This is a genomic window from Bradyrhizobium sp. 139 (genome assembly GCF_023074175.1).
Lineage (GTDB): Bacteria > Pseudomonadota > Alphaproteobacteria > Rhizobiales > Xanthobacteraceae > Bradyrhizobium.
The window spans coordinates 1-15784 of record NZ_JADPKS010000128.1 but is presented as its reverse complement, the minus strand read 5'-3'; the positions used below and the strand labels follow the sequence as shown (position 1 = coordinate 15784).

Genomic DNA, 15784 nt, shown 5'->3' with positions numbered 1-15784 from the left:
CTCAGCTTTCCAAGCGGCCGGGCTCCGCCCGCTCCGTTCCCTCCCCCCTTGCGGGAAGCCTCACATGACCGCCCTGTCTGCCCTCATCCGCCGGGATATCCGGATCGCGCTGCGCGTTGGCGGCGGGGCACTGATCGGGGTGCTGTTCTTCCTGACCGTGGTGGTGCTGATGCCGTTCGCGGTGGGGCCGGATCTGGCGCTGCTGTCGCGGCTGGGGCCGGCGATCCTGTGGCTCGGCGCGCTGCTGGCAAGCCTGCTCACCCTCGACCGGCTGTTCATGGCCGACCATGAGGACGGCTCGCTCGACCTGATCACGATGAGCCGGACGCCGCTGGAACTGGCCTGCGCCGCCAAGGCGCTGGCGCATTGGTTGGCGGCGGGCCTGCCGCTGATTGTCGCAACCCCCGTGCTCGGCCTGCTGCTCAACCTCGACATGGTCGCGACCGGCGCCGTGGCGCTGACGCTGCTTGCCGGCACCCCGGCGCTGACCTTCACCGGCATGATCGGCGCGGCGCTTGCGGTGACGCTGCACCGGGGCGGGCTGTTGATGGCCGTGCTGGTGCTGCCGCTGTCGATCCCGGTGCTGATCTTCGGGGTCGCGGCCTCGCAAGCCGTGATCGTCGGACCCATGACGTTCGGCGCGCCGTTCTCGATCCTGTGCGCGCTGTCGCTGGTCAGCTTCGTGGTGGGCCCCTTCGCCGCGGCGGCGAGCCTGAAGCATGGGCTCGACTGAGATGGGCTCGACTGACCTTGACCCCGATCAATTTTCGCTGCGGACATTCGTGCTGATTGCCTGAGCGGCCGCCGGTGATTATCAGGATACCATGACGCTGATCGACCTCGCCAATCCCACACGGTTCCTCGCGCTGACGGCGCGGGCGTTGCCATGGTTTGCGGCTGCAACCGGCATTCTGCTTGCGATCGGTCTCTACCAGTCTGCCTGCGCGCCCGACGACTACCAGCAGGGCGCGACGGTGAAGATCATGTTCATCCACGTGCCCAACGCCTGGCTGTCGATGTTCGTCTGGGGCGTGATGAGCATCGCTTCGCTGGGCACGCTGGTGTGGCGGCATCCGCTCGCCGACGTCGCCGCGAAAGCCGCGGCGCCGATCGGCGCCGCCTTCACCTTCCTTGCGCTGCTGACGGGATCGCTGTGGGGACGGCCGATGTGGGGCACCTATTGGGAATGGGACGCGCGGCTGACCTCGGTGTTGATTCTCTTCCTGATGTATCTCGGCCTGATGGCGCTGTGGCGCGCGGTCGACGATCCCTCGCGCGCAGCACGCGCAGCCGCGGTGCTGACGCTGGTCGGCGCGATCAACCTGCCCATCATCAAGTTCTCGGTCGATTGGTGGAACACGCTGCACCAGCCGGCCTCGGTGATGCGTATGGGCGGCTCGTCGCTGGACAGATCGTTCCTGATTCCGCTGCTGCTGATGGCAATCGCGTTCACGCTGCTGTTCGTCACGCTGCATATCGCGGCGATGCGCAACGAGATCCTGCGCCGCCGGGTCCGCTCCCTGCAAATGATGCAGGCGAGCCGCATCGCGTTTTCGAGCGAAATGGGCGCCGGTTCGCGTGAAGGAAACGCATCAAACGAAGCTGGGGCCGCATGATGACATCACTCGGCCCCTACGCGTCCTTCATCGTGACATCCTATGCCGCCGCGGCCCTCGTGGTCGCGATCCTGATCGGCTGGATCGTGCTCGACTATCGCAGCCAGACCCGGCGCCTGCGCGAACTCGACCGCAGCGGCCTTACCCGCCGCTCGGGGCGCAGCGCGACGGATACACCATGAGCAATCAATCGTCTTCCGCTCCGCCGCAGCGCCGCACCTTGCTAATGGTGCTGCCGCTGATCGCCTTCATCGCCCTGGCGCTGCTGTTCTGGTTCCGGCTCGGGAGCGGCGATCCCTCGCGGATTCCCTCCGCGCTGATCGGACGGCCGGCGCCGCAGACCACGCTGCCGCAGCTCGAGGGATTGCAGGCCGACAACGCGCAGGTGCCGGGGCTCGACCCCGCCGCGTTCAAGGGCAAGGTCAGCCTCGTCAATGTCTGGGCCTCCTGGTGCGTGCCGTGCCACGACGAGGCGCCGCTCCTGACCGAACTCGCCAAGGACAAACGCTTCCAGCTCGTCGGCATCAACTACAAGGACGCGGCCGACAACGCGCGCCGTTTCCTCGGCCGCTACGGCAACCCGTTCAGCCGCGTCGGCGTGGATGCCAACGGCCGCGCCTCGATCGAATGGGGCGTCTACGGCGTGCCGGAGACGTTCGTCGTCGGGCGCGAAGGCACCATCGTCTACAAGCTGGTCGGCCCGATCACACCGGACAATCTGCGCACGGTGCTGCTGCCGCAGATGGAGAAGGCATTGAAGGCGGGATCGTAATGCGATCTCGTGCCCCGGACGCAGCGCAGCGCTTCTTCAGCGATGCGCTGCAGAGCCGGGGCCCAAGCCGATAATTCGATCGCGGCCTTCTGGGTCCCGGCTCGCGCTTCGCGCGTCCGGGACACGAGACCCAGCTATCCCTTCCGCACGTCCCCTGCCTCGGCCTCGCTCGCCTCGAGCGACGCCGGCTCGAGATGGTAGCGCCTGGTCAGCGGCATCTGGGCGATGGCGAAGACCATGGTCAGCGGGGTCACGCCGAACACCTTGAAGTTCACCCAGAAGTCCGTGCTCTGGGTGCGCCAGACGATCTCGTTGAGCACCGCCATGCCGGCGAAGAACAGCGCCCAGCGCAGCGTGAGGATGCGCCAGCCCTGCGGGGTCAGATTGAACATCTGGTCGAACATGACAGCGATGAAGGAGCGGCCGAACAACAGGCCGCCGCCGAGGATCGCGGCAAACAGGCCGTAGATGATGGTCGGCTTGAGCTTGATGAAGGTCTCATCGTGCAGCACCAGCGTCAGCGTGCCGAACACCAGCACGATCACGCCTGTCACGATCGCCATGATCGGGATGTGGCGCGTCACCACATAGGAGGCAATCATTGCCGCGACGATTGCGACCATGAAGGCGCCGGTCGCGGCGAACAGATTGAACTTCGCATTGACGACGAAGAACACGAGCAGCGGACCGAGTTCGGTCGCAAGCTTGAACAGCGGATGCGGCTGGGTCTTGTCCATTCCTTGACCTTTGTTGCTGTCATCCCCCGCGAAAGCGGGGATCCAGTATTCCGAGGCGCCTGTGATCCACAACCAGCGGCGCGGCGTACTGGATGCCCCGCCTGCGCGGGGCATGACCATAGAAACCTACGATTCGATTCCAGCAATCGCGCGGGCGAAATCGCGCGCTGTAAACGGCGCAAGATCGTCGACGCCTTCGCCGACGCCGATGAAATGCACCGGCAGTTTGAATTTTTCCGCAAGCGCCACCAGAATGCCGCCGCGGGCGGTGCCGTCGAGCTTCGTCATGACGAGGCCGGTGACCCCGGCGATGCGATGGAAGGCCTCGACCTGCGACAGCGCGTTCTGGCCGACGGTGGCGTCGAGCACCAGCAGCACCGCATGCGGCGCAGTGTCGTCCACCTTGCGGATGACGCGCACGACCTTTTCGAGCTCCTTCATCAACTCGGCCTTGTTCTGAAGCCGGCCGGCAGTGTCGATCAGGAGCACGTCGATGGTCTGCTCCTTCGCCGCGGTCAGCGCGTTGAAGGCAAGGCTGGCCGAATCCGAGCCCTGCGCGCCGGCAATGACGGGCGTCTTGGTGCGCTCGCCCCAGACCTTCAGCTGCTCGATCGCCGCTGCGCGAAACGTGTCGCCGGCGGCCAGCATCACCTTGCGGCCTTCGGAAGCGAACTTTTGCGACAGCTTGCCGATGGTGGTGGTCTTGCCGGAGCCGTTGACACCGACCACGAGGATCACGAACGGCTTTTTTGTCGCGTCGATCTCCAGCGGCCTCGCCACCGGCGCCAGCACCTTCTCGACCTCGGTGGCGACGACGTCCTTGACCTCGTCCGCCGAGATCGCCTTGTCATAGCGTCCCGTGCCGACCGCGTCCGCGATCCGCACCGAAACCTCGGTGCCGAGGTCGGCGCGCAGCAGCACATCCTCGATGTCGTCGAGCATGGCGCGGTCGAGCTTGCGCTTGGTGACGAGGTCGGCGACCGCGGTCCCGAGCGAGGACGAGGTGCGCTTCAGCCCATTGGACAGGCGGCGCCACCAACTCAGCTTGGGGGTCTCGGGGGTGGTATCGTTCATGGTGGCGGTGTGTTAGCCGTTCCGGCTCCTAAACGAAAGACTTGACCGAAAGTATTGCAATTGCTCGATGTTCCCGAATTGACCGCTGAGGAGATCCTGGCGCGCGTGCTCCATCGCGACGGGCTGATGCTGGTCATCGACAAGCCGGCCGGCCTGCCGGTGCATCGCGGCCCCAAGGGCGGGGCCAATCTGGAAACGTCGTTCGACGCGCTGCGTTTCGGCCTGCCGCGGCCGCCGGTGCTGGCTCACCGGCTGGACAAGGACACCTCCGGCTGCCTTGTGCTCGGCCGCCATCGGAAAGCGACCGCGTCGCTCGGCCTCCTCTTCAAGCACGGCAAGATCGGCAAGACCTACTGGACCGTGGTCGAGGGCGGCCCTGCCGAGGACGAAGGCACGATCGACTTAGCCCTCGGCCGGCTCAACGCCGAGCGCGGCTGGTGGCAGAAGCCGGACCCGGAGGGGCAGAAGGCCGTCACAAATTGGAAGGTGATGGGCCGCGGCGACAGCCTGACCTGGCTCGCCATGGAACCGGTGACCGGTCGGACCCATCAATTGCGGGTGCATTCGGCATCGACCGGCTGGCCGATCTTCGGCGATAACATTTACGGCAACGGCCCGCGTTTCGGCGAACCGCGCCTGCATCTCCATTCCCGCGAGATCGTGGTGCCGATTTCCCGAAACAAGGAGCCGGTCCGCGTGGTCGCGCCGGCCCCGCTCCACATGCACGAGCGGCTCAGGGCATGCGGGTGGAATGGAGAATAGCCCTGTCAGCCTCTCCATGGTGAGGAGGCCGCGAAGCGGCCGTCTCGAGCCATGAGGGCTCCGATATCGCCCGCGGCCATCCTTCGAGACGCCCGCTTCTTGCGGGCCCTCAGGATGAGGGGCATCGCTCGACGGTTTACGAAACGTTCAGTGCTCGCCTCTAATGATAACGGTTGCTTAGAACAAGCTTCCGTAATCCCGCTCAGGACGAGCAACACGTCATGTCCCAGGCCGCACTATCGATCATCGACGAGGTCGAATCCGTGATTCGGCTTGGCTCGGCGGAAAAGGGCCTGGAAACCGCCCGCCGCGTCACCGACCTGTTCCTCTCCTCCGCCGGCAGTTTTGACGACGAGCAGATCGCACTGTTCGACGACGTGCTCGAGCGCCTGATCGGCACCATCGAGCTGCGCGCCATCGCCGACATGGCCGCGCGCGTTGCACTGGCCGAGATTAGCGCGCAGCTTGCACCGATCGCGCAGGCGCCGCCTTCCGTGATTCGCCGCCTCGCCAACAATGATGAGATCCGCATCGCCGGTCCCGTACTCCAGGAATCCGCGCGCCTCGACGAGGGCGAGCTGGTGAAGATCGCCTCCAGCAAGAGCGAACCGCATCTGCTCGCGGTCGCCGGACGCTGGTGGCTGAAGGAGATCGTCACCGATGCCTTGCTGGCGCGGCGCTATCCCAGCGTCAGCCGGCGGCTTGCCGCCAATCCCGGCGCGCGCGTGTCCGGAAACGGATTTGCCGTCATCGTCGGGCAGGCCGAGGCCGATCCGGAGCTCGCCGTGAGCGTCGGCGTCCGCGTCGACCTGCCGTCCGACTTGCGCCGCCAGTTGCTGCGCTCGGCTACGGATGTCGTGCGTACCCGCCTGCTGTCGCGCGCACCGCCGCATCTGTTCGAGGAAATCCAAGGCGCGATCGCCGCCGTGACCGTCGGTGTCGAACGCGAGATGTCGGGCGTCCGCGATTTCGAAGGCGCCAAACGGGCCATCGCAAATCTCAAGGCAACCGGTCAGCTGGTGGAGGCGACGTTGCTCGGCTTCGCCAAGCAGCGACGCTACGAGGAAACCGTGGCTGCCCTGGCGGCGCTGTCCGGATCGACCGTTGAAGTCATTCGCCCGCTGATGCAGAGCCTGCGCGAAGACGGCCTGCTCGTGCCGTGCAAGGCTGCGCAGCTCAGCTGGGAAACCACCGCCGCCGTGCTCGACAGCCGGTTCGCGACAGGTGCAATGAAGCCGGCGGACATCGCCAGGGCACAAGGCCATTACGCCCGCTTGACGCCGGAGAACGCGCGGCGGACGTTGCGGTTCTGGCAGGTGCGGGCGTCGTAGGCTATTCCCCTCTCCCCTTGTGCGAGAAGGAAAAACAGCATCACACCGTCAGTCGCTGGCCATCACTGCCGGCAATCGTGAGCGAAATGACGCTTCCGATACGTCCACCCGCGATCGCCACCGGCAGATAGTGCTCAGTCCGCCCCTGGCCATCGCTCTCGATCAGCACATTGCGCGTTGCACTGATTTCAGCTTGCAGCCGCTCACGCAATGCCGCCTCGCCAGCCGCACGTAGGCGCTTCGCACGCTCCTTGATCGCGCAGCCCGCGACCTGCGGCATCCGCGCGGCGGGCGTGCCGGGGCGGGGCGAATAGGGGAAGACGTGCAGGAACGTCAGGCCGCACTCCTCGACCAGATCCAGCGAGCGCGAAAACATCGCCTCGGTCTCGGTCGGAAAGCCTGCGATGATATCGGCGCCGAAGGCGATGTCGGGGCGCAGGCGACGCACCCGGTCGCAGAACGCGATGGCGTCGCTGCGCGAATGCCGCCGCTTCATGCGCTTCAAGATCATGTCGTCGCCGGATTGCAGCGACAGATGCAGATGCGGCATCAGGCGCGCGTCGTCGGCGATGGCGTCGAGCAGATCGTTGTCAGCCTCGATCGAATCGATCGAGGAGATGCGCAAGCGCCTCAACTCCGGCACATGCCGCAAGATCTGCTTCGTCAGCATGCCGAGTTTTGGTGTACCCGGCAGGTCGGCGCCATAGCTGGTGAGGTCCACACCGGTCAGCACGATCTCGGCATGGCCCCGCGCGACAAGCGTGCGCACCTGCTCGACCACCGCGCCCATCGGCACCGAGCGCGAATTGCCGCGGCCGTAAGGGATGATGCAGAAGGTGCAGCGATGGTCACAGCCGTTCTGCACCTGCACGAACACGCGCGGCAGGCCGCTCGCAAAGCCGTCGATCAGATGCGGCGCCATCCTCTTCACCGCCATGATGTCGCTGACGGCGATTTTTTCGCCGGCACCGAGATCGAAAGCGGCACGCGCATCGCGCCAGGCTTCGCTGCGCATTTTGTCATCATTGCCGACGACCCGATCGACCTCGGCCATGTCGGCGAACATGCCGCTTTGCGTCTGCGCGGCGCAGCCGGTGACGACGATGCGTGCACCAGGCCGCTCGCGCTTCAATTTGCGGATCGACTGGCGCGCCTGCGCCACCGCTTCGTTGGTGACGGCGCAGCTGTTGATGACGATGGTGTCGGAAAGGCCCGCGCCTTCCGCCTCGCGGCGGATCAATTCGGCCTCGGACGCATTGAGGCGGCAGCCGAAGGTGACGATATCGACGGCCATCAGCCGACCGGCGCGAAAAGCGCCGGATCGAAGCGACCCTCATATTCGAAGGTCGCCGTGCCCGTCATCAGCACATGGTCGTCGCGCTCGCGCCATTCGATGCCGAGCTTGCCGCCGGGCAGCGTGATCTCGACATTGCGATCGGCGCGCTTCAGCCGCGCCGCCGCGACGGCCGTGGCACAGGCTGCCGAGCCGCACGCCCTGGTCAGGCCGGCGCCGCGCTCCCAGGTGCGGATCGTGATGTGGTCGCGATCGACGACATGGGCGAGCGTAATGTTGGCGCGCTCGGGGAAGATCGGGTGATTTTCCAGCAGCGGGCCGAAACGCTCGAGATCGTAGGCGTTGACGTCCTCGACCCAGAAGATCGCATGCGGATTTCCCATGCTCACCACTGAGGGCGAATGCAGGATCGGATTGTCGATCGGCCCGATCTGCAATTCGATGTAGCGGGTGTCGCGAAACTCTTCCGCCAGCGGGATGTCCTGCCAGCCGAACTTTGGCGCGCCCATGTCGACGGTGTAGAGATCGGGCGCCGGGCCCTGCCAGCAATTGAGCAGGCCGGCGCCCGTCTCGAACGTCGCCGTGGTCTGCCCGGTCTTCTCGAAGACGCGCCGCACCACGCAGCGCATGCCGTTGCCGCAGGCCCCGGCTTCCGAGCCGTCATTGTTGTAGATGCTGATGAAAGCTTCGGTACCGTCGAACCGCGGCTTCTGGAGCACCATGAGCTGGTCGTAGGGCACGCCGCCCTGCGCGGAGGCGACCACGCGGGCGTCGTCCGGCGTCACCTTTGCTGTGGAATCGCGCATGTCGACCACGACGATCTCGTTGCCGATGCCGTTCATCTTGGCAAATACGTGGTTGGCCAGCGCGCTCATGAAAATTCCCGAGTTTCGCCTGCCTTATATGGCGATCCTCGGTGGGTTGGCCAGTGATTTGCCGCCATAGCCATGACGCATCTGTCATGGGACGAATTCGGTACTCGCGTGTTAGAACCGCGCGGTTCGCGCAATCCGGGACGCGCGGCCGGGTTGATGCCTCGGGGACGTAAGGCGTTGGCGGATAAGCTCTTGGGGAGAATAGAATGAATCGTTTTTGTCGTTTCGCTCTGCTCGCGCTGATCCCGGCGGCGACCATGTCGTTTGGCGCGTCCGGCGCTCCGGCGCAGGCTCCGAGCCCGGCGCCCGCCGCGTCGGCCAGCCCCTCGCCGGCACCATCGGCTTCGCCCTCCCCGGCCGCAAGCGCCGTGCCCGCGCCCGCAGCAACGCCCTCTCCGGCGCCATCGCCTGCGGCCAGCGCTTCGCCGTCACCCGGTCCAACGGCCCCACCGCCCGCTGCGGCCGCAACGCCGGCCCCGGTGCAGACCGCCGATCCCTTTGGCCTGGAGACCACGCTCGAGCCGAAGAAGGTCGTGATGGTCAAGGGCACTGCCAATTGGGATTCAGCCTTCGACACGCTAATCGACGCCTTCAAGGCGCTGAACGCGCTGCTGGACAAGCAGGGCATCAAGCCCGCCGGCAATTCCATGATCGTCTACACCTCGACCGACGACACCGGCTTCACCTTCCTTGCCGAAATCCCGGTCGAGCAGGACCCGAAGAACCTGCCCAAGGACATCAGCGTCGGCAAATCGCCGGAGGGCAAGGCGCTGAAATTCGTCCATCGCGGTTCCTACGACAACATGGACAACACCTATGAGGCGATCACCAATCATCTCGACGACAAGAAGCTGGAGGCCAAGGACACCTTTGTCGAGGAATACCTCACCGATCCCCTCAAGACGGCCGAGGACAAGCTCGTGATCAACGTATTCGTGCCGCTGAAGTGAGATCGATGAAAAAGCCTGCCACCTTCGCCGCCGTTTTCGCCGCCACGCTGCTGGCAATGCCCGCGCTCGCCGACGATTTTCCGTCCGTCATCTCGGTGAGCGGCGAAGCCAGGATTTCCGCAGCACCCGATCTCGCGCAGATCGATGCCGGCGTCGCCAATGACGCCAAATCGGCGAAGGAAGCCTCCGACGCCAACAACGCCGCGATGGGCAAGGTGCTGCTGGCGCTGAAGGGCGCCGGCCTTGCCGAGAAGGATTACCAGACCTCGCGGCTGTCGCTGCAGCCGCAATACGGCCAGAACAAATCCACCGGCGCCTCGCCCGTGGTCGGCTTTCGCGCCTCTAATCGTGTCACCGTAAAAATTCGCGACGTGACCAAGGTGGCCGGCATCATTGACACCCTGGTCAGCGCCGGCGCCAACGATATCGGCAATATCTCCTTCGAGGTGACGCAGGCCTCAAAGCTGCTCGACGACGCCCGCGAGCAGGCGGTCACCGATGCCCGCCGCAAGGCCGAGATCTACGCCAAGGCCGCTGGCGTGACACTGGGCGCGCCGCTCAGCGTCTCCGAGGGCGGCGGCCCGGTGCCGCTGTTCAAGGGCCGCATGGCCGCTGCCCCGATGGCCGCGCCCGCCGCGGTCGCGCCGGGTGAGGAGACGCTGTCGGTGACGGTGAATGTGAGCTGGGCGATCAAGCAAAAAGAGCAATGACTCTCGTGTCCCGGACGCGCTGCAGCGTGAAACGCTGCTGCGCAGAGCCGGGACCCAGAAAGCCAACGGCACGTGCTGGTGCATGGGCCCCGGCTCTGCAGCGCACCGTCAAAGAGACGCTGCGCTGCGTCCGGGGCACAGTTGTGTACGTGGCTGGATTCAGATCTCCACCACCTGCCCGGGCTTCATCGCCACAAACCGCTGCTGCGGAATCTTCGCGGCATCCAGCGCTTCGACCAGCGCCTTGGCTGGCGCGTCGATCGCTTCATCCGTCAGCTGGAATGTGCCGTGATGATGCCCGAGCGCTTGCTGCGCGCCACAATCCGCGAGCGCCTTCACTGCGTCCTCCGGGTTCATGTGCTGGTCGCGCATGAACCAGCGCGGCTCGTAGGCGCCGATGGGAAGAATCGCCAGGCGCAACGGTCCGTGCTTCTCGGCGACGCGGCGGAAATGCGTGCCATCGCCATAACCGGAATCGCAGACCACATAGAGCTTTCCGGCGGGCGTCTCGAGCACGAAGCTCGCCCACAGCGCCTTGTTGCGGTCGAACATGCCGCGTGCGGTCCAATGCCGGGTCGGCACCAGCGTCACGGCGATGCCGCCGCCGAGCTCGACGCGATCATGCCAGTCGAAAGCCTCCACGTTGATCGTGGGATCAATGCCGCGCATCGTGACGTCATTGCCGAGCGGAGTGACCACGCGCGGGGCAAAATTCTTGGCGAGCCGCGATAGCGTCGCGATGTCGAGATGATCGTAGTGCCCGTGCGAGACCAGCACGACGTCGATCTTCGGCAGCTTGTCGAAGGAAATGCCGGGATCGTTGTGGCGCTTCGGCCCGGCCCAGGCGACCGGCGAGACCCGCATCGACCAGACGGGATCGACAAGGATGTTGAGGCCGCCGGCCTGGATCAGCCAGCTCGCGTGGCCGACGAAGGAGAGCCGCACCTTGTCGCCGTCGACGCGGGCCGGAGGGCTATCGGCGTGGGGGCTCGGCGCCCAGTCGGGCCATGTGGCGCGCTTCCGCCCGCCGCCGAACTGCCAGCGCAGGACCTCGCCCAGCGATTTCGGCGGCGCACCGTCGGGATCGAAGAAGTGCAGACCGTTGAAATGGTCGGAGGCAGGTCCATCATAGGTTTTCATGCGGGACATCCAAAAGGACGAAATACCGGCCAGCGCGCCGGCCCCGGCAAGCAGTCCGAAAACCCTGCGGCGGGTGATCGGCACAAGCGGGCTTCAGGGAAGGTAGCGGAGGTAAGTCATCATCGCCTATATGGGCGGCGGCGCCGAAAAAGGAACCCATTGCGGAAAGGTGCATATTTTCAAAGCCTTGCCTTTCCAAGGATGCCCGCGCGCACTAACTTTCCTTGACTTTCGGGCGCGAGCGGCGTTTAACCCCGCCACTTTCTCGAAAAGGCTTTCTTTTCGACCCGCCGACTGGTCCCGGAGGCCAGAGGCCAACGCCCGACAGCGCTGTGCGCCCTCGGGCGTAAAGGTGTTTGGAAGATCGCTTCCGGAGGGAAGTGGTCATCCCCCGCGAAGGCGGGGATCCAGTATTCCAGAGGCGGCTTGGCTTGAACCGAGACGCCGCGGCGTACTGGATGCCCCGGTCAAGCCGGGGCATGACAGTGGTGACTGCGGCAACCCTGCGCAAGCAGGACAAAGGACAACGGCATTGTTCGACAATCTGTCGGAACGGCTTGGCGGCATCCTCGATCGTCTGACGGGGCGCGGTGCGCTGACCGAAAAGGACGTCGACGCCGCGATGCGCGAGGTGCGCCGCGCGCTACTGGAAGCCGATGTCGCGCTCGAAGTGGTGCGCAGTTTTACCGAGCGGGTTCGTGAGCAGGCGATCGGCGCGACTGTCGTCAAGTCGGTCACGCCCGGCCAGATGGTGGTCAAGATCGTCCATGACGAGCTGATCAACACGCTCGGTGCCGAAAGCCAGACCATCGACGTCAATTCCGTGCCGCCGGTGCCGATCATGATGGTCGGCCTGCAAGGTTCCGGTAAGACCACCACCACCGCAAAGCTCGCCCGCCGCCTGGTCCAGCGCGACAAGCGCAAGGTGCTGATGGCTTCGCTCGACATCTATCGCCCGGCGGCGATGGAGCAGTTGGCCGTGCTCGGCCGCGACCTCGACATTCCGACGCTGCCGATCGTCGCCGGCCAGCAGCCGTCGCAGATTGCGAAGCGTGCACTCGAGGCCGGCAAGCTCGGCGGCTATGACGTCGTGTTGCTCGACACCGCCGGCCGCACCACGCTCGACGAAGAAATGATGGCCGAGGCAGCAGCTATCAAGACCGCAGCCAATCCGCATGAAGTGCTGCTGGTTGCGGACAGCCTCACCGGCCAGGACGCCGTCAACCTCGCCCGCGCCTTCGACGAGCGCGTCGGCCTCACCGGCATCGTGCTGACGCGGGTGGACGGCGACGGCCGCGGCGGCGCCGCGCTGTCGATGCGGGCGGTTACGGGCAAGCCGATCAAGCTGCTCGGCACCGGTGAAAAGACCGATGCGCTGGAGGATTTCCATCCCGACCGTATTGCGGGGCGCATCCTCGGCATGGGCGACGTGGTGTCGCTGGTCGAACGCGCCGCCGCCAATATCGACGCCGAAAAGGCCGCGCGCACGGCCGAGCGCATGCGCAAGGGTCAGTTCGACCTCAACGACATGCGCGAGCAGCTGTCGCAGATGGCAAGTATGGGCGGCATCAGCGGGCTGATGGGCATGATGCCCGGCATCGCCAAGATGAAGAACCAGATCGCGGCCGCCGGCATCGACGACAAGATTTTGAAGCGCCAGGTGGCAGTGATCGATTCCATGACGCGCGACGAGCGGCGTCATCCCGACCTGCTCAAGGCCAGCCGCAAGAAGCGCATCGCCGCAGGAAGCGGCCAGAGCGTCGAGCAGGTCAACAAGCTGCTCAAGATGCACCGGAACATGGCCGATGTGATGAAGGCCATGGGCTCGGGCAAGCGCGGCCCGCTCGCCGGCATCGCCCAGGCGATGGGCTTTGGCGGCGGCATGAAACCGCCCTCGCCGGAAGAGATGAAGGCCCTGCAGGAAAAGATGCAAGGTGGTGGTGGCCAGGGCTTGCCCAGCCTGCCAAAGGACCTGCCCCCGGGTCTGCGCCAGGGCCTCCCGAATGTGCCGGGGCTCACGGGCCTCAGCGGCAAGCCGACCCTGCCCGGGCTCGGCGGCTTCCCCGGACTGGGGAAGAAGAAATGAGGGCGCTCTCTCGCCTCGTCATTCCGGGGCGCGCCGGTAGGCGCGAGCCCGGAATCCATTCCTCCGCGCGTGTGCGGCTCGATGGATTCCGGGTTCGCGCCTACCGGCGCGCCCCGGAATGACGAGCTAACTTTTCAATTAACCGACACTCAGGAGAACCAGATGTCCGTCGTTATCCGCCTCGCTCGCGCAGGCACCAAGAAGCGTCCCGTCTATCACGTCGTCGTCGCCGACTCGCGCTTCCCGCGCGACGGCCGCTTCATCGAGCGTCTCGGCTATTTCAACCCGCTGCTGCCGAAGGACAACGAAGCTCGCCTCAAGCTCGACATGGACAAGGTGAAGGCCTGGGTCGCCAAGGGCGCGCAGCCGTCCGACCGCGTGGCGCGTTTCCTCGACGCCGCCGGCGTCAAGAAGCGCGAAGCGCGCAACAACCCGCAGAAGGCCGTGCCGCGCAAGGAGCGCAAGGCGCAGGCCGAAGCCGCCGCGAAGGGTTAAGGCTAGGCCATGCCGGCGCTGATCTGCGTCGCGCGGATCGGCGCCGCGCATGGTGTGCGCGGCGCGGTCAAATTGTGGACTTTTACGGAAGATCCCTTTGCCGTGCGGCGCTACGGTCCGCTTCTCTCCAAGGACGGCAAGCGCCAGTTCGAGGTCACGCAGGCGCGTGAAGCCAAGGATCATCTGGTCGCGACGTTCAAGGGCGTCACGACCCGCGATGAGGCCGAACGGCTCAATGGCATCGAGCTCTATGTCGCGCGCGAAAAACTGCCCGCGACCGACGCGGACGAATATTACCACACCGACCTGATCGGGCTCGCCGCCGTCACCACGGCCGGCGACGCGCTCGGCCGCGTGCTCGCGATCCATAATTTCGGTGCCGGCGACATCATCGAGATCGCGCCGCCCAAAGGCAACACGATGCTGCTGCCGTTCACCAACGCGGTGGTGCCCGAGGTCGATCTTGCCGGCGGCCGCGTCGTGATCGCGCTGCCGCAGGAGGTCGAGGGCGAGGAGCGCGACGACGCAGATCGGACGCCATGACAAATCCCTCCCCCTGGCGCGCGACGGTGCTGACTTTGTTTCCGGAGATGTTTCCGGGGCCGCTTGGCGTGAGCCTGGCCGGCCGGGCGCTGGCCTCCGGTCTCTGGGAACTGGAAGCACGGGACATCCGGGCCTCCGCGACTGACCGGCACCGGAGCGTCGACGACACCCCGGCCGGCGGCGGACCGGGCATGGTGCTGCGGGCCGATGTTTTGGCGGCGGCCATCGACGCGGCTGAGATCGTTCCGGAACGACCCCGCCTGCTGATGAGCCCGCGCGGTCGGCCATTGACCCAGGGTCGCGTCCTGGAACTCGCCCAGGGCCCGGGCCCCCTGATCGTCTGCGGGCGCTTTGAGGGGGTGGACCAGCGGGTGATCGACGGACGGGGCCTGGAGGAGGTCTCGATCGGCGATTACGTGCTGTCCGGGGGCGAAATCGCGGCGCTGGCCCTGATTGACGCCTGCGTCCGGCTGCTGCCGGGCGTCATGGGCAAGGAGGCCTCGGGAACCGAGGAAAGTTTCTCGGACGGCCTGCTCGAATATCCCCAATACACCCGCCCGCAGCTGTTCGAGGGGGCTCCGATCCCGGACATCCTGATCTCCGGCGACCACGCCAAGGTCGCGGCGTGGCGGCGGGCGCAATCCGAGGCGCTGACGGCGGCCCGGCGGCCTGATTTGTGGACCCAAATCCCGGCCAAAGCCCCAAATCGGGCCGGACGCCAAAAAACGCCAAAAAACAAGACAGACGGGTGACAAACGCTCCAGCTTGCCTTATAGGAGCGGCCACATCCGCAATGGCTGGATAAACGAATTTCGCGCAGCCCCCGTTTTCCAAGGCTGGGCGCGCCGATGGAGACTTACCCATGAACCTGATCCAACAGCTCGAAAAAGAGCAATTCGACAAGCTATCCGCCAGCAAGGACATTCCGGAGTTCGGCCCCGGCGATACCGTGATCGTCAACGTGAAGGTCGTCGAAGGCGACCGCACCCGGGTGCAGGCCTATGAAGGCGTCTGCATCGGCCGTTCCGGCGGTGGCCTCAACGAGAGCTTCACCGTGCGCAAGATCTCCTACGGCGAGGGCGTCGAGCGCGTGTTCCCGGTGATGTCGCCCATGATCGACTCGATCAAGGTGGTGCGTCGCGGCAAGGTGCGTCGCGCCAAGCTCTATTACCTCCGCAGCCTCCGCGGCAAGTCGGCCCGCATCGTCGAGAAGACTGAGCACGCCAAGGCCGTCAACCAGTAAGCTCCGCTCACAGACGAGTTTCGAGAAGCGCGGGGCCAAATGCCCCGCGTTTTTTTGTTTGGTGCGCCCAGCATGGGTGCACTCTTATGGGTGAAAGTCCCATCGTGAGTTGATCACAACGAGCGAAGTGAAGCGCAACTGCATGAGGGCGACCGA

General features: G+C 65.7%; 18 protein-coding genes. 13 read left to right on the top strand and 5 right to left on the bottom strand.

What is annotated here, in order from left to right:
• The first annotated feature begins 64 nt into the window (after positions 1-64).
• The 4 genes from ccmB (at position 65) to IVA80_RS29120 (ending at position 2388) form a co-directional block, all read left to right on the top strand.
• Positions 65-733 (top strand): heme exporter protein CcmB, encoded by a 669-nt coding sequence (gene ccmB / locus IVA80_RS29135; protein ID WP_247438051.1) that lies wholly within the window; start codon positions 65-67, stop codon positions 731-733.
• Positions 734-824: 91 nt separating this feature from the next.
• Entirely contained in the window at positions 825-1616 is a 792-nt protein-coding gene (locus tag IVA80_RS29130; protein WP_247438049.1) for a heme ABC transporter permease, read from the top strand.
• On the top strand, positions 1613-1798 hold the full coding sequence (ccmD, locus tag IVA80_RS29125; protein ID WP_247438048.1) for a heme exporter protein CcmD: 186 nt from the start codon (positions 1613-1615) through the stop codon (positions 1796-1798). Before IVA80_RS29130 ends, ccmD begins: the two co-directional genes overlap by 4 nt.
• On the top strand, positions 1795-2388 hold the full coding sequence (locus IVA80_RS29120) for a DsbE family thiol:disulfide interchange protein (RefSeq protein ID WP_247438046.1): 594 nt from the start codon (positions 1795-1797) through the stop codon (positions 2386-2388). The genes ccmD and IVA80_RS29120 overlap by 4 nt, the downstream gene beginning before the upstream one ends.
• Positions 2389-2522: 134 nt before the next feature.
• Here IVA80_RS29120 and IVA80_RS29115 read toward each other — a convergent pair whose 3' ends face one another.
• Both IVA80_RS29115 and ftsY read right to left on the bottom strand, forming a co-directional pair.
• A complete protein-coding gene (locus tag IVA80_RS29115; protein ID WP_247438044.1) occupies positions 2523-3125 on the bottom strand; it encodes a septation protein A in 603 nt (200 codons plus the stop codon).
• A gap of 126 nt (positions 3126-3251) precedes the next feature.
• Positions 3252-4199: a signal recognition particle-docking protein FtsY gene (gene ftsY, locus IVA80_RS29110; RefSeq protein WP_247438042.1), complete on the bottom strand. Its 948-nt coding sequence runs from the start codon at positions 4197-4199 to the stop codon at positions 3252-3254.
• Positions 4200-4259: 60 nt separating this feature from the next.
• Here ftsY and IVA80_RS29105 point away from each other — a divergent pair, with 60 nt between their 5' ends.
• A complete protein-coding gene (locus IVA80_RS29105; protein ID WP_247438040.1) occupies positions 4260-4961 on the top strand; it encodes an RNA pseudouridine synthase in 702 nt (233 codons plus the stop codon).
• 221 nt (positions 4962-5182) lie between these two features.
• A complete protein-coding gene (locus IVA80_RS29100; RefSeq protein ID WP_247438038.1) occupies positions 5183-6292 on the top strand; it encodes a DUF2336 domain-containing protein in 1110 nt (369 codons plus the stop codon).
• A 40-nt stretch (positions 6293-6332) separates the two neighbouring features.
• Here the strand turns inward: IVA80_RS29100 and mtaB are convergent, their stop codons facing one another.
• A complete protein-coding gene (mtaB, locus tag IVA80_RS29095) occupies positions 6333-7586 on the bottom strand; it encodes a tRNA (N(6)-L-threonylcarbamoyladenosine(37)-C(2))-methylthiotransferase MtaB (RefSeq protein ID WP_247438035.1) in 1254 nt (417 codons plus the stop codon).
• Positions 7586-8461, bottom strand: coding sequence for a diaminopimelate epimerase (gene dapF / locus IVA80_RS29090; RefSeq protein WP_247438034.1), 876 nt, complete (start codon positions 8459-8461; stop codon positions 7586-7588). Before dapF ends, mtaB begins: the two co-directional genes overlap by 1 nt.
• A gap of 206 nt (positions 8462-8667) precedes the next feature.
• Between dapF and IVA80_RS29085 the strand changes: the two genes are divergently transcribed.
• Both IVA80_RS29085 and IVA80_RS29080 read left to right on the top strand, forming a co-directional pair.
• On the top strand, positions 8668-9411 hold the full coding sequence (locus tag IVA80_RS29085) for a GyrI-like domain-containing protein (protein WP_247438033.1): 744 nt from the start codon (positions 8668-8670) through the stop codon (positions 9409-9411).
• 5 nt (positions 9412-9416) lie between these two features.
• Positions 9417-10121 (top strand): SIMPL domain-containing protein, encoded by a 705-nt coding sequence (locus IVA80_RS29080; protein WP_247438032.1) that lies wholly within the window; start codon positions 9417-9419, stop codon positions 10119-10121.
• A 159-nt stretch (positions 10122-10280) separates the two neighbouring features.
• Here IVA80_RS29080 and IVA80_RS29075 read toward each other — a convergent pair whose 3' ends face one another.
• A complete protein-coding gene (locus IVA80_RS29075; RefSeq protein ID WP_247438031.1) occupies positions 10281-11345 on the bottom strand; it encodes an MBL fold metallo-hydrolase in 1065 nt (354 codons plus the stop codon).
• Positions 11346-11793: 448 nt separating this feature from the next.
• Here IVA80_RS29075 and ffh point away from each other — a divergent pair, with 448 nt between their 5' ends.
• The 5 genes from ffh to rplS all read left to right on the top strand — a co-directional run bounded on the left by ffh (position 11794) and on the right by rplS (position 15628).
• Complete coding sequence (gene ffh, locus IVA80_RS29070; protein WP_247438030.1) at positions 11794-13347, top strand: signal recognition particle protein; 1554 nt, start codon at positions 11794-11796, stop codon at positions 13345-13347.
• Between the two features lie 162 nt (positions 13348-13509).
• Positions 13510-13842 carry a 30S ribosomal protein S16 gene (gene rpsP, locus IVA80_RS29065; RefSeq protein ID WP_028150508.1) on the top strand — a complete coding sequence of 111 codons (333 nt, stop codon included), beginning with the start codon at positions 13510-13512 and terminating at the stop codon, positions 13840-13842.
• 9 nt (positions 13843-13851) lie between these two features.
• The gene (gene rimM, locus IVA80_RS29060; protein WP_247438029.1) at positions 13852-14385 is read left to right on the top strand and encodes a ribosome maturation factor RimM; all 534 of its coding nucleotides are present in this window, start codon (positions 13852-13854) and stop codon (positions 14383-14385) included.
• Positions 14382-15137, top strand: a complete 756-nt coding sequence (gene trmD / locus IVA80_RS29055; RefSeq protein WP_247438028.1) for a tRNA (guanosine(37)-N1)-methyltransferase TrmD — start codon at positions 14382-14384, stop codon at positions 15135-15137. The genes rimM and trmD overlap by 4 nt, the downstream gene beginning before the upstream one ends.
• Positions 15138-15247: 110 nt before the next feature.
• Positions 15248-15628: a 50S ribosomal protein L19 gene (rplS, locus tag IVA80_RS29050; RefSeq protein ID WP_247438027.1), complete on the top strand. Its 381-nt coding sequence runs from the start codon at positions 15248-15250 to the stop codon at positions 15626-15628.
• The last annotated feature ends 156 nt before the right edge of the window (positions 15629-15784 follow it).

What these genes read in the sequence shown, in the direction of transcription:
- ccmB (WP_247438051.1), top strand. Translation starts at nt 65, where the DNA reads ATGACCGCCCTGTCTGCCCTCATCCGCCGGGATATCCGGATCGCGCTG.
- rplS (WP_247438027.1), top strand. Translation starts at nt 15,248, where the DNA reads ATGAACCTGATCCAACAGCTCGAAAAAGAGCAATTCGACAAGCTATCC.
- ftsY (WP_247438042.1), bottom strand. Translation starts at nt 4,199, where the DNA reads ATGAACGATACCACCCCCGAGACCCCCAAGCTGAGTTGGTGGCGCCGC.
- rpsP (WP_028150508.1), top strand. Translation starts at nt 13,510, where the DNA reads ATGTCCGTCGTTATCCGCCTCGCTCGCGCAGGCACCAAGAAGCGTCCC.
- IVA80_RS29130 (WP_247438049.1), top strand. Translation starts at nt 825, where the DNA reads ATGACGCTGATCGACCTCGCCAATCCCACACGGTTCCTCGCGCTGACG.
- rimM (WP_247438029.1), top strand. Translation starts at nt 13,852, where the DNA reads ATGCCGGCGCTGATCTGCGTCGCGCGGATCGGCGCCGCGCATGGTGTG.
- dapF (WP_247438034.1), bottom strand. Translation starts at nt 8,461, where the DNA reads ATGAGCGCGCTGGCCAACCACGTATTTGCCAAGATGAACGGCATCGGC.
- IVA80_RS29115 (WP_247438044.1), bottom strand. Translation starts at nt 3,125, where the DNA reads ATGGACAAGACCCAGCCGCATCCGCTGTTCAAGCTTGCGACCGAACTC.
- trmD (WP_247438028.1), top strand. Translation starts at nt 14,382, where the DNA reads ATGACAAATCCCTCCCCCTGGCGCGCGACGGTGCTGACTTTGTTTCCG.
- IVA80_RS29120 (WP_247438046.1), top strand. Translation starts at nt 1,795, where the DNA reads ATGAGCAATCAATCGTCTTCCGCTCCGCCGCAGCGCCGCACCTTGCTA.
- mtaB (WP_247438035.1), bottom strand. Translation starts at nt 7,586, where the DNA reads ATGGCCGTCGATATCGTCACCTTCGGCTGCCGCCTCAATGCGTCCGAG.
- IVA80_RS29100 (WP_247438038.1), top strand. Translation starts at nt 5,183, where the DNA reads ATGTCCCAGGCCGCACTATCGATCATCGACGAGGTCGAATCCGTGATT.
- ccmD (WP_247438048.1), top strand. Translation starts at nt 1,613, where the DNA reads ATGATGACATCACTCGGCCCCTACGCGTCCTTCATCGTGACATCCTAT.
- IVA80_RS29085 (WP_247438033.1), top strand. Translation starts at nt 8,668, where the DNA reads ATGAATCGTTTTTGTCGTTTCGCTCTGCTCGCGCTGATCCCGGCGGCG.
- IVA80_RS29080 (WP_247438032.1), top strand. Translation starts at nt 9,417, where the DNA reads ATGAAAAAGCCTGCCACCTTCGCCGCCGTTTTCGCCGCCACGCTGCTG.